This is a genomic window from Kitasatospora sp. NPDC056181, from assembly GCF_042266225.1.
Taxonomy (GTDB): Bacteria; Actinomycetota; Actinomycetes; order Streptomycetales; family Streptomycetaceae; genus Kitasatospora.
Genome location: NZ_JBHJUK010000125.1, coordinates 1 through 26,994, shown reverse-complemented (window position 1 = coordinate 26,994; position 26,994 = coordinate 1). Strand labels below are relative to the sequence as shown.

The window sequence follows — 26,994 nt, the reverse complement described above, 5'->3', positions numbered from 1 at the left end:
CCGTCACAACAGGGGGAGGAACCCATGGGAATCTTCACGCTGGAACGCGACCACCGCGAGGGGCACGAGGCGGAGGACGTGCTGGCCCGCGCCCGCGGCCTGGTCGACCCGGTGATGCGCGCCGCCGTCGACTCGTTGCCCGGCTCGATGCGCAAGGTGGCCGGCTACCACCTCGGCTGGTGGGAGGCGGACGGCACACCGGTGACCGCGCCCTCCGGCAAGGCCATCAGACCGGCGATGGTGCTGGCCGCCACCCAGGCCCTCGGGGGCACCCCGGCCGCGGCCACCGCCGCCGCGGCCGCCGTCGAGCTGGTCCACAACTTCACCCTGCTCCATGACGACGTCATCGACCGTGACGAGACCAGGCGCCACCGCCCCACGGCCTGGCGGGTGTTCGGCACCACCGAGGCCATCCTCGTGGGGGACGCACTACACTCGCTGGCCCTGCGGCTGCTCGCCGAGGACACCCACCCGGCCGCCCAGGGCGCCATCCGCCGGCTGACCGACTGCGTGGTCGAGCTCTGCGAGGGCCAGCAGATCGACTGCGCCTTCGAGCAGCGCAGTGACGTTTCGCTCACCGAGTGCCTGGCGATGGCGGAGGCCAAGACGGGCGCACTGCTCGGTGCCGCCTGTGCGATGGGCGCGCAGTACGCGGGCGCCTCGGAGGAGGCCGCGCAGGCGATGGACGGCTTCGGCCGCGAGATCGGCCTGGCGTTCCAGCTGATCGACGACCTGATCGGGATCTGGGGCGACCCGGCCGTCACCGGCAAGCCGGTCGGGGCGGACTTGGTCGCGCGCAAGAAGTCGCTGCCGGTGGTGGCGGCGCTCGGCTCCGGCACCGCCGACGGGCACGTCCTTGCCGGGCTCTACGCGCTTGAACGCCCCCTCAGTCCGGAGGAGTTGAACCGCTGTGCGGCCGCCGTCGACGGGGCCGGCGGGCGCGGCTGGGCCCAGGGGGAGTCCTGTGAGCGGATGGCCACCGCGATGGCTCAGCTGGCCGTGGCGGTGCCCGAGCCGTCCGCCGCCGACGAGCTGCTCGCCCTCGCGGAGCTGGTCACCCGCCGCACGCACTGACACCGCGGGGCGGGCGGGGGCCGGTCGGTCCGGCTCCTGCCCGCCCACGCATGCCCCGAAGGGGCTGTGCCGGGGCCGGCGAGGGTTAACCGGCGTCGGTCGTTCCCAGCGCCGCGAGCAGGCGCTGCTCCTTCGCCGGGACGATCCCCTGGAGGTGGTGAGCGCCCTTGCGGCCCTTGAGGCCGTCGGCATTGGTGTCCTCGGCGGGCTCGCGCTGCTGGAGCCAGGCCCAGGTGTCGCGCGCGGTCTCGGCGAACGGTCGGCAGCGGAGCCCGGCCTCCTGCGCCCGGGTGGTGTCGGCGAGCCAGACGGCCGCCATCTCCGGTATGTCCGGTGCCCAGAGCGGGAGTTCCAGCCACGGCTGGACGCTGTCCGGGCCCTCGGCCAACAGTGGGCCGTCCTCCACCCAGACCAGCTCGGCGCGCGGTCGGCCGTCGGAGGGCTCGCCGACCACCTCCCGGCAGGTGGTCAGGAACTCCCCGAAGGTGATGTTCCCGGCCGGGGCGGTGGTGATGTAGCGCCCGGTGTGCCCGGCGGTCACCACCCCGATGCCGAAGGCGGCGAAGTCGCGGACGTCGATCACCTGCATCGCGCGCTGCGAGTCGCCCGGCGCCAGCACCGGGCCGCCGCGGGCCATCCGCTCCAGCCACCAGGGCAGGCGGCCGCCGTTCTCGTACGGGCCGATCAGCAGCCCGCTGTTGAGGATCAGCGTGCGTCCGGCGCCGAAGTGCTCCAGCACCGCGCGCTCGCAGCCGGCCTTCAGCGCATTGCTGAACGGCTGGTCGGCCGGCGTGTCGGCGGGGCAGGGGTGCAGCGGCGACTCCTCGTTCACCACCTGGCCCGGCCAGTCGGCAAAGGCGTGCACGGAGGAGACGAAGGTGTAGTGGTCGGCGTGCTCGCGCAGCAGCCGTGCGGAGATCACGGTCTGGGCGGGCTGCTGTGCCGAGGTGTCGACGACGGCGTCCCAGTGCCGCCCCTCGACCAGCCGCGCCAGGTCGTCGGCGGAGTCCCGCTCGCCCCGGACGACCTCGACCCCGGGGAGGTCGGCAGTGGAGCGACCGCGATTGAAGGTGGTCACCTCGTGCCCCCGGGCGAGGGCCTCGGAGGCGAAGGCCCGTCCGAGGAAGGACGAACCGCCAAGCAGGAGGATTCTCATACCGGCAAGGCTGCCTCCGTCCGGTCGTCCGCATGCGCCCGTTCGCTTCCAGCGGAGGCACCGGCCCGAGGCGGGCACCGGAGCCCGCCGGGGTGCTGATCCACCTTCCGGGGTGCTGATCCACCCGCCGGGGTGCTGATCCACCCGCCGAGGTGCTGATCCACCCGCCGGGGCGCTGATCCACCTGCCGAGGTGCTGATCCAATCGGGCCCGCATAGCATCCCCGTGTACTGATATGTCTGATTTGAGAACGATGCTCCGGCACTGGGGAGAGCGACAGCATGGTCAACCCGGCACTCGTGGATCCGGCCACCATCCGCGCGACCGCCGCCGAGGCATGGGTCCGCGGCTATCCGATCCTGCAGAACTACCGCACCATGTACGCGCAGGCCGTGGACGACGCGGACCCGAGGCACGTCGGGGGCTTCGGTGTCTTCCGGCACTATCCGCAGCCCTTCTCCCCGGCCAACACCGACGTCGTCACCCCCAACAACGACACCCCCTACTCATGGGCCTGGCTCGACCTGCGGGCCGAGCCGTGGGTGGTCTCCGTCCCCGCCGCGGACCGCTACTACGTCATCCCGCTGCACGAACTCGACACCGTGTACGCCGGGTTCATCGGCACCCGGGCCACCGGGCAGGAAGCCGGCGACTACCTCGTGGCGGGCCCCGACTGGCAGGGCGAGGCACCCGAGGGGATCAAGGGCGTCATCCGCACCGCCACCCGGCTGATCGGCATCGTCGGCCGCACCTACCTCGCCGGGACCTCACCCGAGGCCGTGGAGGAGCTGGAGCGGATCCAGCGGCAGTACCGGCTGCGCCCGCTGCACGAGTACGCCGGCACCCCGGCGCCGCCGCCGGCCCCGAACCCGGTCTGGCCGGTCTGGCGCGAGGAGGTGATGGACTCCATCGAGTTCCTCAGCTTCCTCGACTTCCTGCTCGGGTTCTTCCCGGCCCTGCCGGCCGAGGCCGACCTGCGCGGGCGCCTCACCGACCTCGGCGTCGACGGCCGCGGCGAGTTCGAGCCCGCCGCCCTGCCGTTGGAGGTCCGCGCCGAGATCGAGCGCGGCATCGCCGACGGCCGCGCCGAGCTCGACCGCGCCGCCCGCGAGACCTCCGGCTCCACCGGCCTCTTCGGCACCCGCGAGCAGGTCGGCACCGCGTACCTGAAGCAGGCGCTCGGCGCGCTGGAGGGCCTGTACGGGCTGCCCGTCGAGGAGGCCTGGTACGGCGGCTGGCTCGCCGACAGCGAGGGCGGTCGGCCACCGAACGCCAGTGACCACGACTACGCGCTCCGGTTCGCCCCGGACCGGCTGCCGCCCGCCAGGTTCTTCTGGTCGGTCACCATGTACGCCCTGCCGGAGCGTCTGCTGGTCGACAACACGCTGGACCGGTACTCCATCGGCGACCGGACCCCCGGACTGGTCCGCGACGCGGACGGCGGCCTCACGCTCTACGTCCAGCACAAGCGGCCCGCCGACGCCCAGCACTCGGACAACTGGCTGCCCGCGCCGGACGGCCCGTTCACCGCGGTCATCCGGCTCTACGGCCCGGACGAGTCGGTCCTCGACGGCCGCTGGACGCTCCCGCCGCTGACGCCGCGCTGAGCCGGCGCGGAGCCCTAATCCGGCGCCCCGCGCCACTCGCCCCGCCTCGCACCTACGCCGCCCGCACCCGCACGGCCGGTGTCCGCCCGCGGGGGCCCGTGCCGCCCGTCCGCCCACCCGTAGCCACGCCGGACCCGAGAAGGACTCCCGATGACCCAGCCCGAGCTGGAGGCCCTGGCCGCCGACGCCTACGTCTACGGCTACCCCCTGGTCTCCGACCTCACCATGGTCGAGCGCTTCACCGAGGGCGGCATGGGCATCCTGCCGGCGGCTCCGTTCAACCGGGTCAGCCATGCCGGGCGGCTGGTCGGACCGGACGACCCGTTCGTCTCCGTCAACAGCGACACCGTCTACTCGGTCGCCCAGCTCGACCTCTCCGAGGGCCCGCAGGTGCTGCACGTGCCGGACACCGACGGGGCGTACTACGTCCTGCAGTTCGTCGACGCGTGGACCGACAACTTCGCCTACGTCGGCCGCCGGGCCACCGGTACCGGCGCGCAGACCTGGTTGATCGTCCCGCCCGGCTGGCACGGCACCACCACGGACCACGAGCACGTGATCGTCTCGCCGACCACGGTGGCCAGCATCGTCGGCCGCTTCGCCTGCACCGGCCCCGACGACCTCCCGCGCGTCCGCGCCCTCCAGGACGGGCTGACGCTCGAACCGCTGGAGCCGGGCGGGCTCGCCGCCGGGTTGCCCGGACCGGACCCGGAGGTGCCCGAGCGGCTGGCGTTCTTCGAACGGCTCCGGGTCTGGATGGCGGCCTTCCCGCCGGCCGCACCGGACGTCGAGTACCAGCAGCGGTTCGCCCCGCTCGGCCTGCTCGACACCGGGCCCTCGCCGTACCGGGCCGCCGCGCCCGAGTGGACCCTCGCCCTGCTCAAGGGCCTGGCGGCCGGCCGCGAACGGGTCGAGGACGCCATCCGGCCGCCGGAGGACCACCCGGCCGGCGAGTGGCGGACCACCCTGCACCTGTTCGACTACAACATCGACTTCCTCGGCCCCGGCACGATCGACGAGCCCGAGTGGCGCATCCCCGACCGCCGCGCCGCCTACCTCAGCCGGGCCGCCGCCGCCCGCGCCGGTCTCTGGGGCAACCACGCGTACGAGGCGGTGTACGCGATGACCTCCGACGACGCGGACGGGCACCCGCTCGACGGCGCCCACACGTACACGCTGCGCTTCGACCAGCCCCCGCCGGCCGACGCCTTCTGGTCCGTCACCATGTACGGCCTGCCCGAGCACTACCTCGTGGCGAACCCGGTCGGGCGGTACTCGATCGGCGACCGCACCCCCGGCCTGGTCTACGGCGAGGACGGGTCGTTGACGCTCCGGCTCCAGCACGAGCAGCCCGCGGACCCGGCCGGGGCGGCGAACTGGCTGCCCGTCCCGGCGGGCGGGTTCCGCCCGGTCATCCGGCTCTACCAGCCGGGGCCGACCGTCCTGGACGGCACCTACCGGGTGCCGCCGATCCGGCGGAGCTGAGCCGCACCGGCACGCGAGCCGGCGACCGTGCACGACCTGACGGCCGGGCACGACCGACGATCACGCGCAGCCGAGGATCACGCACGACCGACGGCCACGCGCAGCCGAGGAGCACGTACGACCCCGACGGCCACGTGCAGCCGAGGGCCGCACAGGGAGCAGGGCGACCCGCGCACGGTGCCAACCGGGCGGCCGGCCCCGGTCCGGCCGCCCGGGCACGGAGCCGGCGAGCGGCCCGTCGTACCGACGAAGGGATGCAGGGATGGGCGACGCCGTCGGCCAGATGCTGGTCTCGGCCGTGGGCATCGCGATCAGCCCGATGCCGTTGATCGCGATGATCCTGATGCTGGCCACCCCGAGGGCGAAGGTGAACGGCCTGGCCTTCGCGGTCGGTTGGGTGGCGGCGTTGGCGGCCGTGGTCGGCGTGGTCGTGGTGGCCGGTTCGGGGCTGAGTGCCGGATCCCCCAAGCCGGCCTGGGCCTGGTGGCTCAAGCTGGCGCTGGGCGTGCTGTTCCTGCTGCTGGGCCTCAAGCAGTGGCGGGACCGCCCGCGCGAGGGGCACGTGCACGGTCCGCCGAAGTGGATGCAGGCGATCGACCGGTTCACTCCGGGCAAGGCGGCCGGGCTGGCGGCCGTCCTGGTCGCGGCCAACCCGAAGAACCTGGTGCTGGCGGTCGGCGGCGCCGTCTCCATCGCGACCAGTACGGCCTCCGGCGGCGGCAAGGCGGTCGCGGCCGCGCTGATGGTGCTGATCGGCTCACTCTGCACGCTGCTGCCGCTGGGGGTCTACCTGTTCGGCGGGGACCGGTCGCCCCGGGTGCTGGGGGAGTGGAAGGCGTGGATGGCGGCGCACAACGCGGCGATCACGGTCGTGATCCTGATCGTCCTCGGCACGAAGTTCACCGGCGACGCGATCTCGGGACTGACCGCGTAGGGCCGCCCGCCCGGCCGCCGCTCCCGACCGGCGCAGCCCGCGCCGCGCGCCGCGCCCATCCGCCTGCCGTGCCCACGTTGCCCGCCGCGCCCATCCGCCTGCCGCGCCTCGCCCGGCTCACCGCGGCGACGCGGACCCGGTCGTCGCGGGGGCCGACGCACCCCCGGGCGACGAGGGCGACGGCGCCGAGGACGACGACGGCGACGGGGACGACGGCGAGGCCGACGCCGTGCCGGTTGGCGCCGGTGTGTGGGTCGGCGCTGGTGTGTGGGTCGGCGCTGGTGTGTGGGTCGGCGCTGGTGTGTGGGTCGGCGCGGGCGACGAGGGGGCCCCCGTCGGCGAGGCCGTGGTGCCGGGGGAGGGCGGCGGCGAGCCGGGCGCGGTGGTCGGCCCGCCGGTCGGCCCGCCGGACGGAGTCCCGCCCGGCGAGGGCGTGTCCGACGGCGGTCCCCCCGTCGGCTCGGCCGGGGTCGAGGCGGAGCCGCCCCGGTGGTGCGGGCCGCCCTCCAGGGTCACCACGGCCTGTGAGGGCGGCAGCGCGATCCTCGCGGTCCAGTGCGTGCCCGGGGCGAGGTTCTCGTCGACGGTGACGATCACGGTGATCCGCTGGCCCGGTGCGAGCGTTCCGGCCTCCCGGCTGAGCCGGAGCCAGGCGGCGTCCACCTCGGCGTGCCAGCGGATCTCGGTGGCCCCGGAGTTGGTGAGGGTGAGCACGGTCCGGCTCCCGTACTCGCCGGCCTCGACGGTCAGCAGCCCGGCCGGAGCGGGCCCGCCGCCTCCCGGCCCGCCGCCTCCGGGGCCGACCGCCGCACCGGCCACGGGCGCCGGTGCGGCGACCAGCGTCGGACTGCCGAGCGGTGTCGCGCCGCGCGCCGGAACCGGGATGGCCGGCCCCTGAAGCCCCGGAAGCAACGTTTCTGCACGGAGCGGTCCGGCCCCGGCAAGCTCCAGCCCTGCCACCGCGGGAGCCGCCCCGACGGCACCCACCACCCCGCCGACCTGCCCGGTCTGACCGGGCTCCGCACCGGCGCCCCAGGGCCCACCCGGCCGGCGGCCGGCCGCCCGCTGGTCGTCCTCGACCCGGACGGAGGAGACCGCAGCCGTAGCCCCGGCCCCGCCGCCACCACGGTGGCCGGCCCAGAGCGCGACCACCGGGGCCGCCAGCACCGCCGCCAGCACGCCCGTGGTCACCACCCGCCGGCGCACCGCCGGTCCGCGACCCGCATCCGGCGCGCGGTGGCGGGGGAACCCGCCCTGGTCGAACCGCAGGCCGGGCTCGACCACGGGGGCCGGGACCGCCGTCCGCCGCGGCGTCGGCGCCCCGGTCGCGCGCGGCAGGAACAGCACCCCGCCGTGCCGGCCGGCCCCGCCCGCCGGCGCTGCCGTCCGTACGGCGGGAGCGGACGGCGCGGTCAGCACGGGCAGGCCCGAGAGGCCCGCCGTCCCCTCCGTCACCTCGCCCGCCACCCGATCGGTGGTGCCGCGGCAGGTCGGGCAGTCCACCACGTGCTGCACCAGCTCGCGGCGCAGTGCCGGGCCGAGCACCCAGTCCCGCCAGCTCTCCGCGCCGGCCCCGCCGAGCCGGTCCAGCTCGGGGCAGCTGCCGACGCCGAGCACCAGCAGCGCCGTCCTGGTCCGGCCGACCTCCGCCTCGGCCGAGGCGAGCAGCGCACGGGACGCCTCGAACGGGACGCCCAGTACGGCCGCCACCTCGATCGGGGTGAGCCGGTGGCGGACCGACAGCTCCAGGGCCTCGCGCTGCTCGGGGTCGGTGCCGGCCGCCTCGGGCCAGGCGAGCGAGGCCAGCTCGCGCCGCCGCCGGGCCGCCTCGGCCGCCGGCACGCCCGCCCCCGCGCCCGAGGGGCCGGAGACGCCCGGCGAACCGGAGACACCCGGCGAACCGGAGACCACGCCCGGCGAACCGGAGACCACGCCTGTCGGGCCGGAGAGCACGCCCGGAGGACCGGAGACCAGGCCCGTAGGACCGGCGCCCGCCCCGGGGAGCCCGTCACCGGACCCCGCCCCGCCCTCCATCCGCCGCAGGCAGGAGTACCGCGCCAGCGAGTACAGCCAGGCCCGCACCATCCCGGGCTCCGCCAGCCGCGCCCCGTGCCGCAGCGCCAGCTCGCGCACCTCGCGCAGGGCGGCCGCGGCCGCGTCGTGCTCGCACAGCACCGAGAGGCAGTAGGTGAACAGACCGTCCACCTGCCGCTCGTACGCCGCGAGCACGGGGTCGCGCGGCCCTTCAGTACTCGTTGTCACCCGTCCGACGGTAGAGAGACGGGGCGCCGAGTCCGGGCCATTCCCTGCTGTTGTACTTCTTTCGGGTAACAACATCGCCCATTCGTGGACCTTCCACGAGCCCCCGCGTCCGGTCCGCGCCCCCTGCACACGCGGTCCGCGCCCCCTGCCCGCCCCGGCCCGCGGCCCGTTGTCGTACCCAGGCGCTACGGTGACCGCATGGCTGCCCGCACCAAGACCACCGCCAAGCCGCGCCCGGCGTACCGCTGCACCGAGTGCGGCAACCAGCTGCCCAAATGGGTCGGCCGGTGCCCGGAGTGCAACGCCTGGGGCACGGTCGAGGAGTACGGCGCCGTCCCGATCCGGACGACGGCCGCCGGCCCGGTCAGCGCGCCCGCCCGCCCGATCGCCCAGGTGGACGGCCAGGTGGCGACGGCCCGCTCCACCGGTGTGCCCGAGCTGGACCGGGTGCTCGGCGGCGGCCTGGTCCCGGGCGCCGTGGTGCTGCTGGCCGGTGAGCCGGGTGTGGGCAAGTCCACCCTGCTGCTGGACGTCGCGGCCAAGGCGGCCTCCGCCCAGCACCGCACGCTCTACGTCACCGGCGAGGAGTCGGCCGGCCAGGTCCGGCTGCGCGCGGACCGGATCAACGCCCTCTCCGACCACCTCTACCTCGCCGCCGAGTCCGACCTCGGCGCCGTCCTCGGGCACATCGAGGCGGTCGGTCCCGGCCTGCTGATCCTGGACTCGGTGCAGACCATCGCCTCCGCGGAGCTGGACGGCGCCCCCGGCGGCCCGGCGCAGGTCCGCGAGGTGGCGGGCGCGCTGATCCGGGCCTCCAAGGAGCGCGGCATGGCCACCCTGCTGGTCGGCCACGTCACCAAGGACGGCCAGATCGCCGGCCCCCGCCTGCTGGAGCACCTGGTGGACGTGGTGCTCAGCTTCGAGGGGGACCGGCACGCCCGGCTGCGCCTCATCCGCGGGGTCAAGAACCGCTACGGCGCCACCGACGAGGTGGGCTGCTTCGAGCTGCACGACGAGGGCATCGTCGGCCTGGCCGACCCGTCCGGCCTCTTCCTGACCAGGCGTGACAAGCCCGTCCCGGGCACCTGCCTCACCGTCACGCTGGAGGGCAAGCGCCCGCTGGTGGCCGAGGTGCAGGCGCTCATGGTGGATTCGCAGATCCCGTCCCCGCGCCGGACGACCTCGGGACTGGAGTCACCCCGGATCGCGATGATCCTGGCCGTGGTCGAGCGGCACGGCGGGGTCAAGCTCGGCAAGCAGGACATCTACACCGCGACGGTGGGCGGGGTGAAGCTGAGCGAGCCGTCCGCCGACCTCGCGGTCGCACTCGCGGTGGCCAGCTCCTCCACCGACACCCCGCTGCCGAGCAACCTGGTGGCCATCGGCGAGGTCGGCCTGGCGGGCGAGGTGCGGCGGGTGACGGGTGTGCAGCGGCGCCTGGCCGAGGCGCACCGACTGGGCTTCACCCACGCCCTGGTCCCGCCGGACCCGGGCAAGGTGCCGCCGGGGATGAAGGTGGTCGAGGTCGCGGACATCGGCGAGGCGCTGCGGGCCATCCCGGGCCGCCGCCGGGCCGCCGCCAAGCCGCGCGGTGAGGCACCGTCGGCGCCGCCCACTCCGCGCCGGGCCGCCTCCGCACCCCCCGTCGCGGCCTACGCGGAGGAGCTGATGGAGGGCTGGGAGCCGCTCGACTCCGACGAACTGCGCTGACCCAAGCCCTGTCGTTGCCGCACGCAGTTAGACTTTCCCCTGTCTCATTGGTGATAAGGCAGTACTAAGCGACAGAGCAACAGACCGTAGGCCGGCGCACGGCGCGAGGCGCGCGGCACGGGGTCGACCGGAGGAGTCACGTGGCAGCCAGCGACCGGGCGGACAAGTCCTCCCGCGAGGAGGCCCTGCTGCGGGCCTCCCTCACCGCCATCGCGCCCGGCACGGGGCTGCGTGACGGCCTGGAACGCGTGCTGCGGGCCAACACCGGTGGTCTCATCGTGCTCGGATTCGACAAGACGGTCGAGTCGATCTGCACCGGCGGGTTCGTCCTGGACGTCGAGTTCACCGCCACCAGGCTGCGCGAGCTGTGCAAGCTCGACGGCGCCGTGGTGCTGGACAAGGACATCACCAAGATCGTCCGGGCCGGGGTGCACCTGATGCCGGACTCCACCATCCCCACCGACGAGACCGGCACCCGGCACCGCACCGCGGAGCGGGTCAACCGGCAGACCGGGTTCCCGGTGGTCGCGGTCTCGCACTCGATGCGGCTGATCGCGATGTACGTCAACGGCACCCGCCGGGTCCTGGAGGACTCCACCACCGTCCTCTCCCGCGCCAACCAGGCGCTGGCAACCCTGGAGCGGTACAAGCTCCGCCTGGACGAGGTCGCCGGCACGCTCTCCGCCCTGGAGATCGAGGACCTGGTGACGGTCCGCGACGTCACCGCCGTCGCCCAGCGCCTGGAGATGGTCCGGCTGATCGCCACCGAGATCGCCGGCTACGTGCTGGAGCTCGGCATCGACGGCCGGCTGCTCTCGCTCCAGCTGGACGAGCTGATCGCGGGCGTGGAGCCGGAGCGCGAGCTGGTCGCGCGGGACTACTTCCCGGAGCGGGCCGCCAAGAAGGGCCGGACGGTCAACGAGGTGCTGGCCGACCTGGAGGCGCTGACCCACGCCGAGCTGCTCGACCTCCAGACGGTGGCGAAGGCGCTCGGCTACTCGGGCTCGCCGGAGTCGCTGGACTCGGCGGTCTCGCCGCGCGGCTACCGGCTGCTGGCCAAGATCCCGCGCCTGCCCAACACGGTGATAGAGCGGCTGGTCGAGCACTTCGGCGGGCTGCAGAAGCTGCTGGCGGCCAGCATCGACGATCTGCAGACGGTCGAGGGCGTCGGCGAGACGCGGGCCCGCTCGGTCCGCGAGGGTCTGTCCCGCCTTGCCGAGTCGTCCATCCTGGAGCGCTACGTCTGACCGGCACGCCGCTGGACAGGTGAACACCGGACGCGTGGAACACCGGACGCGTGGAACGGCCCCCGGGGAGTTGATCCCCCGGGGGCCGTTCCGTCGTCGCGGGCCCGTTACTGCGTTACGCGGAGCAGCAGGTTGGGGCTGCCGCTGCCGATCGAGGTGAGCCTGCCGCTGGTCGCGGCCGAGGTGAGGGCCGTGGTGACGCCCGCCGGGGTGGCCCCCCGGGTGGTACGAGAGGTAGACCGCCGCCGCGCCGGCCACGTGCGGGCCGGCCATCGAGGTGCCGGAGATGGTGTTGGTGGCGGTGTCGCCGGTGTTCCAGGCCGAGGTGATGGAGCTGCCGGGGGCGAAGAGGTCGACCCGGCTGCGGTAGTTGGAGTAGCTCGCCCCGCGCGGGTGGGCCGCCCGGGAAAGACCGCCCCCGGTGCCCCGGGACGGGGGCTCATAAGCCCCGGGACCGCCCCGGGCGCCGCCTGCGAGCACCCGGAAACACGCCGAAGCCCCGGCGGGAAGGCCGGGGCTTCGGGAAGGCGGGGTGAGGCGGGCTCAGCTCTCCAGGCGGATCGAGGAGCGCGCCGACACCTGGCCGCCGGAGAGGCCGGTGAGGTCGGCGACCACCAGGTAGTTGCCGGCCGGTGCGGGCGCCGGGTCGGCCGTGGCGCACTGCTGCTTGCTGCGGCTGCGGTCCCAGGTGAAGGTCTCGGTCAGGCTGCCGTTCGCCGGGATCTGCACCCAGTTGCCACCCCGGTCGGACGGGCAGTCGCCGGAGGACCAGATGCGCTCGCCGTTGCTGGCCGTCACGGTGATGGCGGAGGCGGTCCGGCCGAGGTCCACCCGGCAGTTGGCGGCCGAGGAGTTGTGGACGGTCAGCGCCAGCTTCGGCTTGTCCTTGGGCTGGTAGGAGTTCTGGGCCCCGGCCAGCTCCAGCGTCACCTGCGAGGACGCGCAGACGGGCAGGGCCATGACCTCGGGGGTGTTCACCGCGGGGGCGCCGCCGCCGCTTCCGCCGCTGCCACTGGTGCCGCCACCGGTGCCGCCGGCCGTACCGCCGCCCGCGGCCGCACCGCCCGCGGCGCCGCCGCCCGCCGCACCGCCGGTCGCGGGGGCGGGGTTGGGCGTGCCGCCCGTGCCGCCGGTGCTGAGGCTGACGTCGCCGCCGCCGGAGCCGGAGACCGCGCCGCCGCCCGGGTTGGTACCGCCGCTGCCGCCGCTGCCGGGGCGCGAGTTGTTCGCGGAGCCGCTGGGGGAGGCGCCGGGCGTGATCGCCTGGGCGGGGGTCTGGGACTGGGAGGGTGCGGCCTGCGCGGCCTTGCCGGATGATCCGCCGTCGCCACCGCCCTGATCGGACATCAGCCAGGCGATCAGGGCGACGACCGCGGCGACGGCGACGAGCACGACGACGCGCCGTCGCCAGTAGATCGAAGCCGGCAGCGGTCCCACGGGTTGACGGAGAGAGGGCACGCCCAAACTCTACGAGACAGTGTGTGCCCTGTGACTCACCAACACCGCACAGTCGCCCCTTCCTTCACATGATCCGCCATTTGCGCCGTTCGGGGGAGGCCGGGCGGGGGGTTTCGCGAGACGATCCGGAGCCACCCACTCCGCTTCGGATGCCCGGGCGGGCGTGGGAGGATCGAAGGGCCATGGCTGCCATCACCGTCACCCCCGCCCCCCGTGCCGCCGCCGACCCGCTGCCGATGCCGCTGCCGGTGCTGCACTCGACCGTCCTCGGCTGGTACGAGGCCAACGCCCGCGAGCTGCCCTGGCGGACTCCCGAGGCCTCGCCCTGGGCCGTGATGGTGAGCGAGTTCATGCTCCAGCAGACCCCGGTGAAGCGGGTGCTGCCCGCCTACGCGGCGTGGCTGGAGCGGTGGCCGACGCCGGCCGACCTGGCCGCCGAGGCGCCCGGTGAGGCGGTCCGGATGTGGGGCCGGCTCGGTTACCCGCGGCGGGCGCTGCGCCTGCACGCGGCAGCGGTGGCGATCACCGAGGAGCACGGCGGCCTCGTCCCGGACGACCACGCGACGCTGCTCTCGCTGCCCGGGGTGGGGGAGTACACGGCGGCCGCGGTCGCCTCGTTCGCCTTCCAGCAGCGCCACGTGGTGCTGGACACCAACGTCCGCCGGGTGTTCGCCCGGGCGGTGACGGGTGTCGAGTACCCGGCGCAGGCCACCACGGCCGCCGAGCGGCGGACGGCGACCGCGCTGCTTCCCGACGACACCGCGACGGCGGCGACCTGGGCCGTCGCCGTGATGGAGCTGGGCGCCCTGGTCTGCACGGCCCGGAGCCCGGAGTGCGGCGGCTGCCCGCTGTTCGCCGGCTGCGCCTGGCAGCGGGCCGGCCGCCCGCCGTACGAGGGCCCGGCCCGGCGCGGCCAGTCGTACGAGGGGACCGACCGGCAGGTCCGCGGGAAGCTGCTGGCGGTGCTGCGCGCCGAGCACGGCACGGTCGAGCAGGCCCGGCTGGACGCCGTCTGGCCGGACGCGGTGCAGCGGGCCCGGGCGCTGGACGGCCTGGTCGCCGACGGCCTGGTGGAGCCGGTCGAGCAGGGTGTCTACCGGCTGCCGCAGTAGTCGCCCGCAGCGGCGGCCGTGCGCGCCGCCGCTGCGGCTCCCGCCGGTCCGGCGGACGTCCGGCGGACGGAAACAGGAAATCCCCCTCTCCTGACAGGAAGAGGGGGATCTCCGGGTGGCGGGACGTCAGATCGCGACGGCCTCGGCGTTGGGCTCGGTGGCCTTGCCGTCGCCCTCCGGCGCCGGCCCACCGGCGCCGCGCAGCGGGACCTCGCGCATGAAGAGCGCGGCGGCGACCGCGACCACCGCGACCCCGGCGCCCCACAGGAAGACGGTGTGCATGCCGTTGGCCACGGCGTGGTGGTAGGCGTCCTGGACGGGGGCGGGCAGCGCCTTGAGTGCGGCCGGGCTCAGCTGGCTCGGGTCACCCTTGCCGCCGCCGTTCGCGGCCGCCTCGCCGAGCCGGTCCTTCATGGTCGCGGCGACGCGGTTGTTGAACAGCGCACCGAACAGGGCGACGCCGAAGGAGCCGCCGATGGTGCGGAACAGCGTGGCGGTGGAGCTGGCCACACCCATGTCCTTCAGCTCGACGCTGTTCTGCGCGACCAGCATGGTGATCTGCATCAGGAAGCCCATGCCGGCGCCGAGCACCACCATCCAGCAGGAGGCGACGAAGCTGCTGGTGTCGGTGGAGAGCGTGGAGAGCAGCACCATGCCGACGGTCATCACGATCGTGCCGATGATCGGGAAGATCCGGTACTTGCCGGTCTTGGTCACCGCCTGGCCGACCACCAGCGAGACGACCAGCATGCCGAACATCATCGGCATCAGCAGCAGGCCGGAGTTGGTGGCCGAGGCGCCCTGGACGATCTGCTGGTACAGCGGCAGGAAGACGGTCGAGCCGAACATCACGAAGCCGACCACGAAGCCGATGATCGAGACCAGGGTGAAGTTCAGGTTCTTGAACAGGCCGAGCGGGAGCATCGGCTCCTGGACCCGCTGCTCGACGTAGCAGAAGGCGATCAGGGTGGCGGCGGCCAGCGCGGCCAGGCCCAGGATCTGCTTGGAGCCCCAGGCGTACTCCTGGCCGCCCCAGGTGGTGATCAGGGTCAGTGCGGTGATGCCGGTGGTGAGCAGGACGGCGCCGAGGTAGTCGATCCGGGCCTTGCTGCGGACCTTCGGCAGCTTCAGGGTGACCATGACGACGGCGAGCGCGACCGCGCCGAGCGGCAGGTTGATGTAGAAGGTCCAGTGCCAGCTCAGGTGGTCGGTGATGAAGCCGCCGACCAGCGGGCCGCCGATGGTGGCGAGCGCCATCACCGCGGCGAACATGCCCTGGTACTTGCCGCGGTCGCGCGGCGGGACCAGCGCGCCCATGATCGACATCACGCCGACCATCAGACCGCCGGCGCCCAGGCCCTGGAGGGCGCGGAAGCCGATCAGCTCGTTCATGTTCTGGGAGAGGCCGGAGAGGGCCGAACCCACCAGGAAGATCACGATCGAGGTGAGGAAGGTGCCCTTGCGGCCGTAGAGGTCGCCGAGCTTGCCCCAGATCGGGGTGGAGGCGGCGGTGGCCAGGGTGTACGAGGTGACCACCCACGAGAGGTGCTCGGCGCCGCCGAGGTCGCCGACGATGGTCGGCATCGCGGTGCCGACGATCAGGCCGTCGAGCATGGCGAGCAGCATGGTGACCACCAGGCCGACCATCACCAGGCGGATCTCACGGGGGGAGCGCGGCTGCTCCTCCTCCTCGGACGTCTTCTTCTCCGGTGCCGGGTTGTCGGCCTTGGGTTGTGACATGGGTGGGGTCTCCCGGACAGGATCGGACGACCGGTCGGGCCTTCGCGGCTCACTTACTTGTCGCCCGGCTAGTTTGTTGACCGTGGGCACGGTAGGTTGTTCGCTAGCCGGTCGTCAAGCCAGTTTCCCGGCCGGTGTCCTGGGCAGGGAGAATGAGCCCGGGGGAAGGTGCCGAACGGCACCCGGCGAACGAGTAGAAGTCAACCGACGCAGTCATGAGGCAGGCCATGGGTACTCCGCACAGCCCCCGCAGCGACACCCGGGCCCGCATCATCGTGGTGGCACTGGAGCTCTTCTCCGAGCAGGGCTACGAGCAGACCTCGCTGCGGGAGATCGCCGACCGGCTGGGCGTCACCAAGGCCGCGCTCTACTACCACTTCAAGACCAAGGACGACATCGTCCACGGCATCGTCGAGAGCATGGCCGCCCCGATCGACGAGACCATCGCGTGGGGGCGTGAGCGGCCCTGGACGCCGGAGCTGCGGGACGAGCTGATCCGGCGGTTCGCGGCGGGCATGTCCGAGCGGGCGCCGCTGCTGCGCTTCTTCCACGAGAACCAGCCCGCGCTGCGCGACTCGCCGGCCGGGCTGGAGTTCAAGGAGCGGATGGTCGCGATGGTCCGGCTGGTGCACGGCCCGGAGGCCACCTTCGAGGACCGGCTGCGCGCCGCGATGTCGCTGTTCGCCATCAACTCGGCGCTGTTCCTGCTCAAGCAGGACACCTCCGACGAAGAGGCGGCCGGGCACGTGCCGGACGACGCGGTGAAGGTGGCCACGTTGGAGGAGGCGATGGCGGCCGCGCAGCGGGTCGCGCTGGAGATCGGCGCGCTGATCGACCACCCCGCGGCGCGCGTCTGACCGGGCCGGGGCCGCACTCGAACACCCGGTGACGGCCGGGGCGCCCGACCGCGCCCCAGGGCCCGGCCGCCCGGCCGCGCCCTGGGGCCCGTCGGAACTGTGGGCCGCTCAGAACCCGGTGACCCCGTGCCCGGAGAGGTACGCGATCGGGTTGATCACCGAGCCGTAGTGGTTGCTGGAGCGGATCTCGAAGTGCAGGTGGGGCCCGGTCGAGTTGCCGGTGCTCCCGGACTTGCCGATCTGCTCGGCCGCCGACACCCGCTCGCCCGCCGAAACCGAGATCGACGACATGTGCGCGTACTGCGCGAAGCGCCCGTCGGAGAGCCGGAGCACGACCTCCTTGCCGTAGGCGCCGTCCCAGCCGGCCGACACGACGGTGGCGTTGCCGACCGCGAGCAGCGGGGTGCCGGGGGCGACCGCGAAGTCCACCCCGGTGTGGTAGCCGGCCGCGTACTCGGGGTTGGCCACCCCGTACGGGTTGCTGGTCGGCGCGCCCGGGACGGGGGCGGACCAGTCGGGAGCCGGGGCCGGGGCCGGAGCCGGGGCGGGGGCCGGAGCGGGCGCGGGCTCGGGGGCAGGCTCGGCGGCGGGCGCCTGGTCGGCGGACGGTGCCGGGGCGGCCGCGGGCGGCTCGGTGGCCAGCAGGTTGGCGGCGACCGCCACGTACTCCTGGGCGGAGTCGTGCTGGTGCGGCAGCTTGTACGAGCTCGGGCCCGCCACCTGGACGAGGGACGCGGCGGGAGCCGCGCCCTGCGCGGCCGTGAACGCCGAGCTGCCGGGGGTGGTCGGTATGACCGTCTGCGCCGAGGCGCTGCCGGGGGCGGCGACCAGCAGGGCGCCGGACAGTATCACCGCGCTGGCCCCGACCGCCGTGACGGTGCGGTGCCCCTCGGCCCTGAGCGGGCCGAGGGGCAGGGTGTGGCCGGGCGCGGTGAGCGCGCGCAGCGGGGCGGCGTGGGTGCGGACGGCCTGGCCGAGCCGGGGCTGCCAGGCCGCCGCCCGGGTCGCCGCGCGGGCGGCGAGGCGGCGGAGGGCCGGCCCCATGGGCGGGACGGAAGACATCGGGGAGCTCAACCTCACGGACGTACGGGGGCGGCACAACGAGCCCGTTCGGGCGTGCTGAGGGGGGACCACTCAGGTGTAACCGTCACCGAGCGGAGTCCCAAACGGTGTGACGTACTACGGCGTGTAGTCGGCGTGGCGCCGGAGATTCAATCTGACGGAGTAACAATCAGACGATCCGGTCGTCGGTTCACGGCCTGGGCCGTTCCGTGCGTCCGTCCGGGCCATCTACTACCGGTGGTCGTACTGCCGCGGGCCGCTGTGACCAGTGCCACCCGCCTCCGGGGTTTGGACGCCTCCGGGGTACGGATCCGGGGCACGCGCCCGCACCGCTGACCGGAGGCCTCCACTGCGGGACCATCGACACATGTATCCCAACAGGAGCGAATCCACCGAAGGCGGCCACGGTCCGGGCCTCCAGGAGCGCCGCTTCGCCGCGCGGCGCGGCTGCGAGCGGCTGCTCTCCGGCACCCGGCCGCGGACCCTGCGCGAGCACCTGGCCGCTCTGGCCGAGGACGCCGAGGGCGTGTACGACCTGGACCGCCGGCCGGACATGTACGGCGACGGCGTGGTCGGCGACCTGGAGCAGAAGGTCGCCGGGCTGCTCGGCACCGAGGATGCGGCGTTCTTCCCGACCGGCACCATGGCCCAGCAGGTGGCGCTGCGGATCCACGCCGAGGCCGCCCGCCTGCCGACGGTCGCGACGCACCCGCTCGGCCACACCGAGCAGCACGAACGGCACGCCCTCACCGTGCTCGGGGGCCTGCGCAGCGTCTGGCCCACCGTCGCGCCGCGGCTGCCGACGGTGGCCGAGCTGGAGGCGTTCGACGAGCCGTACGCCGCGATGATCGTGGAGCTGCCCCTGCGCGAGGCCGGGTTCGTCCTGCCGACCTGGGCGGAGCTGGAGGCGGTCGCCGCGGTGGTCCGGGAGGGGCACGGGGCGGCGCTGCACCTGGACGGCGCGCGGATCTGGGAGTCGGCCGTCCACTTCGGGCGTTCGCTGCCGGAGATCACCGCGACGGCCGACTCGGTCTACGTCTCCTTCTACAAGACGCTCGGCGGGATCAGCGGTGCCGCGCTGGCCGGCGGCTCGGCCTTCGTCCGGACCGCCAGGGCCTGGCGGCACCGCTACGGGGGCCAGCTCTTCCAGCAGTGGCCGGCCGCGCTGGCCGCCCTGGCCGGGCTGGAGCGCGAACTGCCGCGGCTGGCCGGGTACGTGACGCACGCCAAGACGGTCGCGGCGGCGCTCGCGGAGGCGTTCGCCGTGGTCCCGGGCGCGCGGGTCCACCCGGCGCCGCCGCACACCCACCAGTTCCAGCTCTGGCTGCCCTACACCCCGGAGGAGCTGGACACCGCGGGCCTGCGGCTGGCGGAGGAGGCGGGGACGGCCCTGTTCGGCGCCTGGCGGGAGCGGGAACTGCCCGGCCTGTCGATGACCGAGGTCACCGTGGCGGCCGACGCGCTGGACTGGACCGAGAAGGAGATCGCGGAGGCGGTGGACGCCTTTCTCGCCCTGCTGCCGAGGCAGTCGCTCTGAACCGCAACTGAACCGGGCCCTTTGCGTCGTCCTGAGCCGTCCTGAGTCGGGGGAGCCGGGCTGAAAGAACGTCCGGCCCGCCCCCGCAGGTGCGGGGACGGGCCGGACGGGTGATTCAGTGATGCCTGGTCAGAGGCTGATCGTCACTGCTCGTTTCGATCAGTTGTCGACCGGGCGGACCCGGATCCAGGTCTCCAGGTAGTTCGAGGACTCGTTCTCGACCTCGATGCTGGTGCCGGTCTTCGGGACCTTGACGCTGCTGTACTTGTTGTCCTCGGACCAGTACGACTTCAGGTCGCTGAACTCGTCGACGCCCTTGGCGCGCGGGACGACGGTCTCGACGCCGGCCTTGTGCAGGGTCAGCGCGTCGGTCTTGCGCGAGCCGAAGGTCGAGTCGTAGCCCTGGATGCGGGGGCGCATCAGGGTGCCGTCGGCCCACTTGATCGGGGTCGGGTGCGAGTCGATCGGGAGGATCAGACCCTCGCCCGGGTGGTTGGTGACGTTGTTGTCGGTCTGCGACTCGTCCCAGTACCAGATCAGCAGACCGGCCTGGTACGGGTAGTGCTCCACCCAGTTCGGCTTGGCGGTACCGAAGCCGAAGTTGTACGGGCCGGTCTTGAGGGTCCGGTCGTACGAGATGTACTGGCGGTTCTCGGCGATGTAGTAGTTCGCGTACTCGTTCGAGAACTTGCCGGCGATGCGGGAGAAGCCCTTGGCGGCCCAGCCGTTGTCACCGTTCTCGGCGCCGTCGGTGAAGACGGTGGCGCCGTCGGCGGTGATGCTGATCTCGTCCAGGGCCAGGCCCTTGAGGTGCAGGCCACCGTCGGTGGTGTTGTGGAAGCGGACCTTGACGGCCTTGCCGGCGTAGGCGTCGAGCGGGAAGACCAGGTCGCCCCACTTGTCGCCCGAGTTGCCGCTCAGCGACGCCTTGTCGGCGGCGTTGTGCGGGAGGGCGGTGCCGTTGAAGGTGCCCTCAAGGGTCTTCCAGGTGGCGCCACCGTCGGTGGAGACCTCGCCGTAGGCGTAGTCGAAGTCCTGCTCCAGGTCGTACCAGGCCTTGGCCTTGAGCGAGCCGGAGGTCTTGCCGGTCAGGTCGACGTCGCGGGTCATCGTGACGTCGAGGTCGTCGGCGCTACCGCTCCACCACTCGTTGGCACCCGCGAACGGGGTGTTGATCACGGTGGTGACGGTCTTCTTGGGCAGGTCGACGACGAGCGCCTGCGGCAGCTTGGAGTTGTACTCCACCGGGCCGATGTGGTGCGTCGACTCGGTGCCGGCCTTGGCCTTGTCGAACTTCAGCCAGCCGAGCTTGAGCTTGCTCCAGACGTCGAGGTCGTTCGGCATGTCGCCGATCGAGTTCTTGCCCTCGCCCAGCCAGGAGCCGGAGGACATCAGCGACCAGAAGCCGACCGAGTTGTCGATCCCGCTGCCCGAGGTGTCGTACAGGTCCGGCAGACCGAGGTCGTGACCGTACTCGTGGGCGAAGACACCGAGGCCGCCGTTCTCCGGCTGCATGGTGTAGTCGCCGATCCAGATGCCGGTGTCGCCGACCGGGGTGCCGCCGAGCAGGTTGTTCGCCGGGCCGGTCGAGCCGCGCTGGGTGCCGTAGACGTACGAGCGGTGGGCCCAGAGCGCGTCGGTGCCCTGCTTGCCGCCGCCCGCCGACTGGTCCTCACCGGCGTGCACGATCTGGAAGTGGTCGATGTAACCGTCCGGCTCGTTGAAGTTGCCGTTGTGGTTGTAGTCGTACCGGTCCCACTGGTCGTACTGCGAGATGACGGCCTTGATCTGAGCGTCCGTCTGGCCCTTGGCCTTCTGGTCGGCGACCCAGGCGTTGATGCCGTCGCGGATCAGGTCCTGCGCGTTGTTGCAGACGTGCTGGCCGCAGTAGTCCGAGCCGTAACGGGCCTCGTTCCACGGCACCTTGACCCAGTCGGTGACCTGGCCGTCGACGGTGTAGCGGCCCGAGGACTGCTTCTCGTAGAACGTCTTCAGCGAGTCCTGGGTCTTGCTGAAGTACATGTCCTGGTAGTGCTGCTGGTTGTAGTCAGCCTGCCAGAGCGTCGAGTTGTTGGTCGCCGCGTCGGGCTTCTCGATCTGGTTGTGCACCGGACCGGGGGTGCCACCGAACTTGACCTTGCCGTCCGGCGTCTTCGTGGTGTTGTCCACCTGGTCACTGAAGTCGACCAGGATGGTGAAGATCTTGTCCGTGCGCTCACGGGCCAGCTCGACGTACTTGTCCTTGCCGAGCTTGATGCTGCTGCCGCCGCCGTGCTGCTCGATCTTGGCGGTGCCGGCGAGGAGCTGCTCGGTGGCGGCCTTCTGCTCGGCCTCGACCTTCTCGGTGAGCGGGCCCGGCAGGTTGTGCTCAGTGCTGACCTGAACGGCGTCGGCCGGGTCCTGCGGAACCGGGGCGGACCCGGCGGCGTAGGCCGTGCCCGGGAGCAGCCCCGCGCCGAGCGCGGCTATGACCGCGGCGGCCGAAACGCCCGCAGCGGCTTTCCTGGTCATCTTCAACGTTGTGACGTCCTCCCCAAACCGGTCCGGCTCATGGCCTTCCGGTAAACCAAATGAAAGACAGGTGGACGACATTTGATCCAAGGGTCGACGGAAAAGATAGACCTTGACCGTGACATGGCCACACCGCTATGCTCCGCGACTCCCTATCAGCTGACGATCTGTCAACACCATTGGCATTAAAGATGACGGTTGATTTGGTCGCACTCGCACCACCCCCTGGCCGCGGCCCCCACCTGCGGCTTCGTGGGGTGGATCACAGGTTTTGCCAACGCGCGCAAAACGGTCTGAGCCCCCGGCGCGAACGCCGGGGGCTCAGACCGTTGTCTGTTATCTGTTAAATGTTGCTACTTCGTCAGGTCCGGACCCGGCGAGGCAACCGCGGCCGGAGTGTCCGCAACCGCGGACTTCTCCACACCGGTGAAGGTGAACTTCGCTTCCTTGCCCTCGCCCTCGACACCGACGACCACGATGTGGCCGGCCCGCAGCTCGCCGAAGAGGATCTTCTCGGAGAGGTGGTCCTCGATGTCGCGCTGGATGGTGCGGCGCAGCGGACGGGCACCCAGGATCGGGTCGTAGCCGCGCTTGGCCAGCAGCTTCTTGGCCTCGACGCTGAGCTCCAGGCCCATGTCGCGGTCCTTGAGGCGGCCGTCCACCTTGTCGATCATCAGGTCGACGATCTGGATGATGTCTTCCTCGGACAGCTGGTGGAAGACCACGATGTCGTCGACGCGGTTCAGGAACTCGGGGCGGAAGTGCTGCTTGAGCTCCTCGCCGACCTTCGCCTTCATCCGCTCGTACCCGGTCTGGGTGTCACCCGTGGCCGCGAAGCCCAGGTTGAAGCCCTTGGAGATGTCCCGGGTGCCGAGGTTGGTCGTCATGATGATGACGGTGTTCTTGAAGTCGACCACGCGGCCCTGGGAGTCGGTCAGGCGACCGTCCTCCAGGATCTGCAGCAGCGAGTTGAAGATGTCCGGGTGGGCCTTCTCGACCTCGTCGAAGAGGACGACGGAGAACGGCTTGCGGCGCACCTTCTCGGTGAGCTGGCCGCCCTCCTCGTAGCCCACGTAGCCGGGGGGCGAGCCGAAGAGCCGGGAGACGGTGTGCTTCTCCGAGAACTCCGACATGTCGAGCGAGATCAGCGCGTCCTCGTCGCCGAAGAGGAACTCGGCGAGCGTCTTGGACAGCTCGGTCTTACCGACACCGGACGGGCCGGCGAAGATGAACGAGCCGCCGGGGCGCTTCGGGTCCTTGAGGCCCGCACGGGTGCGCCGGATGGCCTGGGAGAGCGCCTTGATGGCGTCCTTCTGGCCGATGACGCGCTTGTGCAGCTCGTCCTCCATGCGCAGCAGCCGGGAGGACTCCTCCTCGGTGAGCTTGAAGACCGGGATGCCGGTGGCGGTGGCCAGGACCTCGGCGATGAGCTCCTCGTCCACCTCCGCGACGACGTCCATGTCGCCGGCCTTCCACTCCTTCTCGCGCTTGGCCTTGGCCTGCAGGAGCTGCTTCTCGTCGTCGCGCAGGGACGCGGCCTTCTCGAAGTCCTGCGCGTCGATCGCGCTCTCCTTCTCGCGGCGCACGTCGGCGATCTTCTCGTCGAACTCGCGCAGGTCCGGCGGCGCGGTCATCCGGCGGATGCGCATCCGGGAGCCGGCCTCGTCGATCAGGTCGATGGCCTTGTCCGGCAGGAAGCGGTCCGAGATGTAGCGGTCGGCCAGGGTGGCGGCGGCGACCAGGGCGGCGTCCGTGATGGAGACCCGGTGGTGGGCCTCGTACCGGTCGCGCAGGCCCTTGAGGATCTCGATGGTGTGCGGCAGCGACGGCTCGGCGACCTGGATCGGCTGGAAGCGGCGCTCCAGCGCGGCGTCCTTCTCCAGGTGCTTGCGGTACTCGTCGAGCGTGGTGGCACCGATGGTCTGCAGCTCGCCACGGGCCAGCATCGGCTTGAGGATGCTGGCGGCGTCGATGGCGCCCTCGGCGGCGCCCGCGCCGACCAGGGTGTGCAGCTCGTCGATGAACAGGATGATGTCGCCGCGGGTGCGGATCTCCTTGAGCACCTTCTTCAGGCGCTCCTCGAAGTCACCGCGGTAGCGCGAGCCGGCCACCAGGGCACCGAGGTCCAGCGTGTAGAGCTGCTTGTCCTTGAGCGTCTCCGGGACCTCGCCCTTGACGATCGCCTGGGCCAGGCCCTCGACCACGGCGGTCTTGCCGACGCCGGGCTCACCGATCAGCACGGGGTTGTTCTTGGTGCGGCGGGACAGCACCTGCATGACCCGCTCGATCTCCTTCTCGCGCCCGATGACCGGGTCGAGCTTGGCCTCGCGGGCGGCCTGGGTGAGGTTGCGGCCGAACTGGTCCAGGACCAGCGAGGTCGACGGGGTGCCCTCGGCGGGCCCGCCGGCCGTGGCCGACTCCTTGCCGCCACCGGTCTGGTACCCGGAGAGCAGCTGGATGACCTGCTGGCGCACCCGGTTGAGGTCGGCGCCCAGCTTCACCAGGACCTGGGCGGCGACGCCCTCGCCCTCGCGGATCAGGCCGAGCAGGATGTGCTCGGTACCGATGTAGTTGTGGCCGAGCTGCAGGGCCTCGCGGAGCGAAAGCTCCAGGACCTTCTTCGCCCGGGGCGTGAAGGGAATGTGACCGGACGGGGCCTGCTGGCCCTGGCCGATGATCTCCTCGACCTGCTGGCGAACGGCCTCAAGAGAAATCCCGAGGCTCTCCAGGGCCTTAGCGGCGACACCCTCACCCTCGTGGATCAGACCCAGGAGGATGTGCTCGGTGCCGATGTAGTTGTGGTTGAGCATCCGGGCTTCTTCCTGAGCCAGGACGACAACCCGCCGCGCGCGGTCGGTGAACCTCTCGAACATCGTTTATCGCTCCTCAGAGCGGTCGGGCAGTTCGGGGTCGGTCCCCGCCCTGTCCTTCCGCATGCTAGTCCCGCTCAGCGGCGCGGCCCACGGATTCACTCCCCGGTACGGGAGCGACTTGCTGCGCGACCAGCCGACACCAATCCCAACCTGATGCTGGAAGACGGTGTTCCCACAGGTGGGCCGGATGCACCAGATACCGCTACGCCATCGGCGAACAACGCCGGGCCCGGCGGATCCGGACAGCCCCCGTCCGGTCGCGCTAACTGCCCCGGGCGGGGTCCAGGACCCCGTCCACCTGCATTCATACCCGGTATCGGGGCGGTTCTCGCGCAGTTTCCGCGGTGGCGGTGTTCGCCTGGCGAGAAGTCGGCCGGCGGTGACGGTGATTCAGCCGCGGCAGCTACGGCCGGTAGGCCGTCCCGGTGGTGCCGGCGTTACCGCTTCGCTCCTACAGCGTTGCACAGCCTGTGATTGTTCCGCCGCCCGGAACACCGCCCCGAACGCGGTCCGGGAGGCGGCCCGCGGCGGATCCCGGAACACCGTCCGGTGCGGGTCCCGGACACCGGTTCCCGGAACACCGGCCGGACCGGTGCCCCCACCGCTGCCCCTGCGGGTGCCCGAACGGGCGCCCGCCCCCGGGCCGGCTGCTGCCCCGGCACGTGCCGCGGGGCGCGGAGGAGGACCCTCCGCGCCCCGCGCGTGTGCCGGGAACGCCTCCGGCTCGCGCCGGCACCCCGCACCCGTTCCGGCCCTGCGACGGCGCCGGGGTCAGGATGCGTTGGCCTCCTCGTAGGCCTGCCGGACGTTGCTCGGGACCCGGCCGCGGTCGTTGACCTCCAGGCCCTGCTCCTTGGCCCACGCCCGGATCTTCGCGGTGTCCGGAGCGCTGCCGGACGGGCGCGGGGTGGTGCCGCGGCCCGGACGGCGGGCGCCTGCGAGCCGGCCGCTCTGCTTGCGGCCCTTCTCCACGTACGGCGCCAGCAGACCGCGGAGCTTGTCCGCGTTGGCGCTCTTCAGGTCGATCTCGTAGGCAACGCCGTCGAGCGCGAACGTCACCGTCTCGTCCGCCGAACCGCCGTCGAGATCGTCTTCAAGAATGACCTGCACCCTCTGTGCCACGGGCTTCCCTTTCCGCTAAACGACCCATTGCCTAAGGAAAGGAAAGCGCCTTTCAGCGGAAAACACAAACCCCTGAGGGGGTCGGGAGCCGCTCACAGGTGCAGCAGCATGCGCGAGTTGCCCAGAGTGTTGGGCTTCACGCGCTCCAGGTCGAGGAACTCCGCGACACCTTCATCGTACGAGCGGAGAAGTTCTTCATAGACATCCGTAGCGATCGCCGCCGGGTCTGTCGTACCATCATCGGTTTCCTGGAGCTCGCCGATCTCGACGAAACCGTGTTTCGCGAAGAAGGGCACCTCGAACGTCAGGCAGAAAATCCGACGGACGCCCAGCCAGCGGGCGGTCTGCAGCAGCTTCTCCAGCAGCAGATGTCCGACGCCGTGTCCGCGGCAGGACGGATCGACGGCGAGCGTACGAACCTCCGCGAGGTCTTCCCACATGACGTGCAGTGCGCCGCAGGCCACCACCGCGCCGTTGTCGTCGCGTTCCGCGACCCAGAACTCCTGGACGGACTCGAACAGTGTGACGGTGGGCTTGTCGAGCAGAATGCCGTCGCGCGAGTAGGCGTCGATGAGCCTGCGCACTGTCCGCACGTCCGTGGTCCGCGCCCGGCGGATGGTGACCTCCATGGCGGGACGTTATCGCGCCGGCCCCGCTCCGGTCTCCCCGGTATCCGCCCCGGGCTCCGCGGAATCCGGCGGGGCGGGATCGGCCGGGAACAGGGCTGCCACCCGCAACGCGTCCCGCAGCGCCTCCCGTTGCTCGGGCGACATCAGGCCGAAGAAGTGCACCAGGGCGGCCGCGGGATTGTCACTGGTGGCCCAGGCGTCGTTCATCAGCGCCGCCGTGTACGCCTCGCGGGACGACACCGGCTCATATCGATAGGCCCGGCCGGCGCGCTCGCGGCGCAGCCAGCCCTTTCTGTGGAGCTTGTCCAGGACGGTCATCACCGTGGTGTACGCGATTTCGCGTTCCGCCTGCAGATCCAGGAGAACCTCGCGAACCGTGACCGGTCGGTTCCACTGCCACACCCGGGTCATGATGGCGTTCTCAAGTTCGCCGAGTTGCCGGACCATAGTGCGGCCAGGATAGGGAGTGAATGGGGCAAATCTTGTGAAGTGCCACCAAACCGGCGCGCCCCCCCCCCCCCGGAAAGGGGCAGGGGGCGCCCCCGGGTTAGTGGGGGGCGGACGGGGGATTGGCCCCCGGCCCACATTGGGGTGGGGGGCCCCCCCCCGCTGCGGGTT

At 72.3% G+C, this 26,994-nt stretch carries 19 protein-coding genes and 1 pseudogene; 9 read left to right on the top strand and 11 right to left on the bottom strand.

Annotated elements, in window-relative coordinates; genetic code table 11:
- Nucleotides 1-24: 24 nt before the first annotated feature.
- The gene (locus tag ACFC1F_RS33580; protein ID WP_376164057.1) at nucleotides 25-1,074 is read left to right on the top strand and encodes a family 2 encapsulin nanocompartment cargo protein polyprenyl transferase; all 1,050 of its coding nucleotides are present in this window, start codon (nucleotides 25-27) and stop codon (nucleotides 1,072-1,074) included.
- Between the two features lie 85 nt (nucleotides 1,075-1,159).
- On the opposite strand, the gene ACFC1F_RS33575 is transcribed toward ACFC1F_RS33580, so the two are convergent.
- Nucleotides 1,160-2,230, bottom strand: coding sequence for an NAD-dependent epimerase/dehydratase family protein (locus tag ACFC1F_RS33575; protein WP_376164055.1), 1,071 nt, complete (start codon nucleotides 2,228-2,230; stop codon nucleotides 1,160-1,162).
- Between the two features lie 281 nt (nucleotides 2,231-2,511).
- On the opposite strand from ACFC1F_RS33575, the gene ACFC1F_RS33570 reads away from it, so the two are divergent.
- From ACFC1F_RS33570 to ACFC1F_RS33560, 3 genes are all read left to right on the top strand, one after another.
- Nucleotides 2,512-3,837: a DUF1254 domain-containing protein gene (locus ACFC1F_RS33570; RefSeq protein WP_376164053.1), complete on the top strand. Its 1,326-nt coding sequence runs from the start codon at nucleotides 2,512-2,514 to the stop codon at nucleotides 3,835-3,837.
- Nucleotides 3,838-3,987: 150 nt separating this feature from the next.
- Complete coding sequence (locus ACFC1F_RS33565) at nucleotides 3,988-5,322, top strand: DUF1254 domain-containing protein (protein WP_376164051.1); 1,335 nt, start codon at nucleotides 3,988-3,990, stop codon at nucleotides 5,320-5,322.
- A 262-nt stretch (nucleotides 5,323-5,584) separates the two neighbouring features.
- Complete coding sequence (locus ACFC1F_RS33560) at nucleotides 5,585-6,256, top strand: GAP family protein (protein WP_376164049.1); 672 nt, start codon at nucleotides 5,585-5,587, stop codon at nucleotides 6,254-6,256.
- A gap of 117 nt (nucleotides 6,257-6,373) precedes the next feature.
- Here ACFC1F_RS33560 and ACFC1F_RS33555 read toward each other — a convergent pair whose 3' ends face one another.
- Nucleotides 6,374-8,518, bottom strand: coding sequence for a sigma-70 family RNA polymerase sigma factor (locus ACFC1F_RS33555; protein ID WP_376164047.1), 2,145 nt, complete (start codon nucleotides 8,516-8,518; stop codon nucleotides 6,374-6,376).
- Nucleotides 8,519-8,716: 198 nt separating this feature from the next.
- On the opposite strand from ACFC1F_RS33555, the gene radA reads away from it, so the two are divergent.
- Both radA and disA read left to right on the top strand, forming a co-directional pair.
- A complete protein-coding gene (gene radA / locus ACFC1F_RS33550; RefSeq protein ID WP_376164045.1) occupies nucleotides 8,717-10,228 on the top strand; it encodes a DNA repair protein RadA in 1,512 nt (503 codons plus the stop codon).
- A gap of 188 nt (nucleotides 10,229-10,416) precedes the next feature.
- Entirely contained in the window at nucleotides 10,417-11,475 is a 1,059-nt protein-coding gene (gene disA, locus ACFC1F_RS33545; protein WP_360212808.1) for a DNA integrity scanning diadenylate cyclase DisA, read from the top strand.
- A gap of 107 nt (nucleotides 11,476-11,582) precedes the next feature.
- Here the strand turns inward: disA and ACFC1F_RS33540 are convergent.
- Together ACFC1F_RS33540 and ACFC1F_RS33535 are read right to left on the bottom strand one after the other, a co-directional pair.
- Nucleotides 11,583-11,859, bottom strand: a pseudogene (locus ACFC1F_RS33540) (S8 family serine peptidase); the annotation flags it as partial.
- A gap of 159 nt (nucleotides 11,860-12,018) precedes the next feature.
- Entirely contained in the window at nucleotides 12,019-12,933 is a 915-nt protein-coding gene (locus tag ACFC1F_RS33535) for a hypothetical protein (protein ID WP_376164043.1), read from the bottom strand.
- Between the two features lie 182 nt (nucleotides 12,934-13,115).
- On the opposite strand from ACFC1F_RS33535, the gene ACFC1F_RS33530 reads away from it, so the two are divergent.
- A complete protein-coding gene (locus ACFC1F_RS33530) occupies nucleotides 13,116-14,045 on the top strand; it encodes an A/G-specific adenine glycosylase (protein ID WP_376164041.1) in 930 nt (309 codons plus the stop codon).
- Nucleotides 14,046-14,171: 126 nt separating this feature from the next.
- On the opposite strand, the gene ACFC1F_RS33525 is transcribed toward ACFC1F_RS33530, so the two are convergent.
- A complete protein-coding gene (locus ACFC1F_RS33525; RefSeq protein WP_376164039.1) occupies nucleotides 14,172-15,785 on the bottom strand; it encodes an MDR family MFS transporter in 1,614 nt (537 codons plus the stop codon).
- A gap of 227 nt (nucleotides 15,786-16,012) precedes the next feature.
- On the opposite strand from ACFC1F_RS33525, the gene ACFC1F_RS33520 reads away from it, so the two are divergent.
- Nucleotides 16,013-16,642: a TetR/AcrR family transcriptional regulator gene (locus ACFC1F_RS33520; RefSeq protein ID WP_209413654.1), complete on the top strand. Its 630-nt coding sequence runs from the start codon at nucleotides 16,013-16,015 to the stop codon at nucleotides 16,640-16,642.
- Between the two features lie 108 nt (nucleotides 16,643-16,750).
- Here the strand turns inward: ACFC1F_RS33520 and ACFC1F_RS33515 are convergent, their stop codons facing one another.
- Complete coding sequence (locus tag ACFC1F_RS33515) at nucleotides 16,751-17,686, bottom strand: M23 family metallopeptidase (RefSeq protein ID WP_376164037.1); 936 nt, start codon at nucleotides 17,684-17,686, stop codon at nucleotides 16,751-16,753.
- A gap of 385 nt (nucleotides 17,687-18,071) precedes the next feature.
- Between ACFC1F_RS33515 and ACFC1F_RS33510 the strand changes: the two genes are divergently transcribed.
- Nucleotides 18,072-19,241: a threonine aldolase family protein gene (locus ACFC1F_RS33510; RefSeq protein ID WP_376164035.1), complete on the top strand. Its 1,170-nt coding sequence runs from the start codon at nucleotides 18,072-18,074 to the stop codon at nucleotides 19,239-19,241.
- A 159-nt stretch (nucleotides 19,242-19,400) separates the two neighbouring features.
- On the opposite strand, the gene ACFC1F_RS33505 is transcribed toward ACFC1F_RS33510, so the two are convergent.
- The 5 genes from ACFC1F_RS33505 to ACFC1F_RS33485 form a co-directional block, all read right to left on the bottom strand.
- Entirely contained in the window at nucleotides 19,401-21,752 is a 2,352-nt protein-coding gene (locus ACFC1F_RS33505) for an immune inhibitor A domain-containing protein (protein ID WP_209413651.1), read from the bottom strand.
- A gap of 353 nt (nucleotides 21,753-22,105) precedes the next feature.
- Complete coding sequence (locus ACFC1F_RS33500; RefSeq protein WP_209413650.1) at nucleotides 22,106-24,625, bottom strand: ATP-dependent Clp protease ATP-binding subunit; 2,520 nt, start codon at nucleotides 24,623-24,625, stop codon at nucleotides 22,106-22,108.
- A gap of 771 nt (nucleotides 24,626-25,396) precedes the next feature.
- Nucleotides 25,397-25,747, bottom strand: a complete 351-nt coding sequence (locus tag ACFC1F_RS33495) for an Lsr2 family protein (RefSeq protein WP_209413649.1) — start codon at nucleotides 25,745-25,747, stop codon at nucleotides 25,397-25,399.
- 92 nt (nucleotides 25,748-25,839) lie between these two features.
- Nucleotides 25,840-26,376 (bottom strand): amino-acid N-acetyltransferase, encoded by a 537-nt coding sequence (locus ACFC1F_RS33490; RefSeq protein WP_148644218.1) that lies wholly within the window; start codon nucleotides 26,374-26,376, stop codon nucleotides 25,840-25,842.
- Nucleotides 26,377-26,385: 9 nt separating this feature from the next.
- Entirely contained in the window at nucleotides 26,386-26,823 is a 438-nt protein-coding gene (locus ACFC1F_RS33485) for a BlaI/MecI/CopY family transcriptional regulator (protein WP_148644219.1), read from the bottom strand.
- Nucleotides 26,824-26,994: the final 171 nt, after the last annotated feature.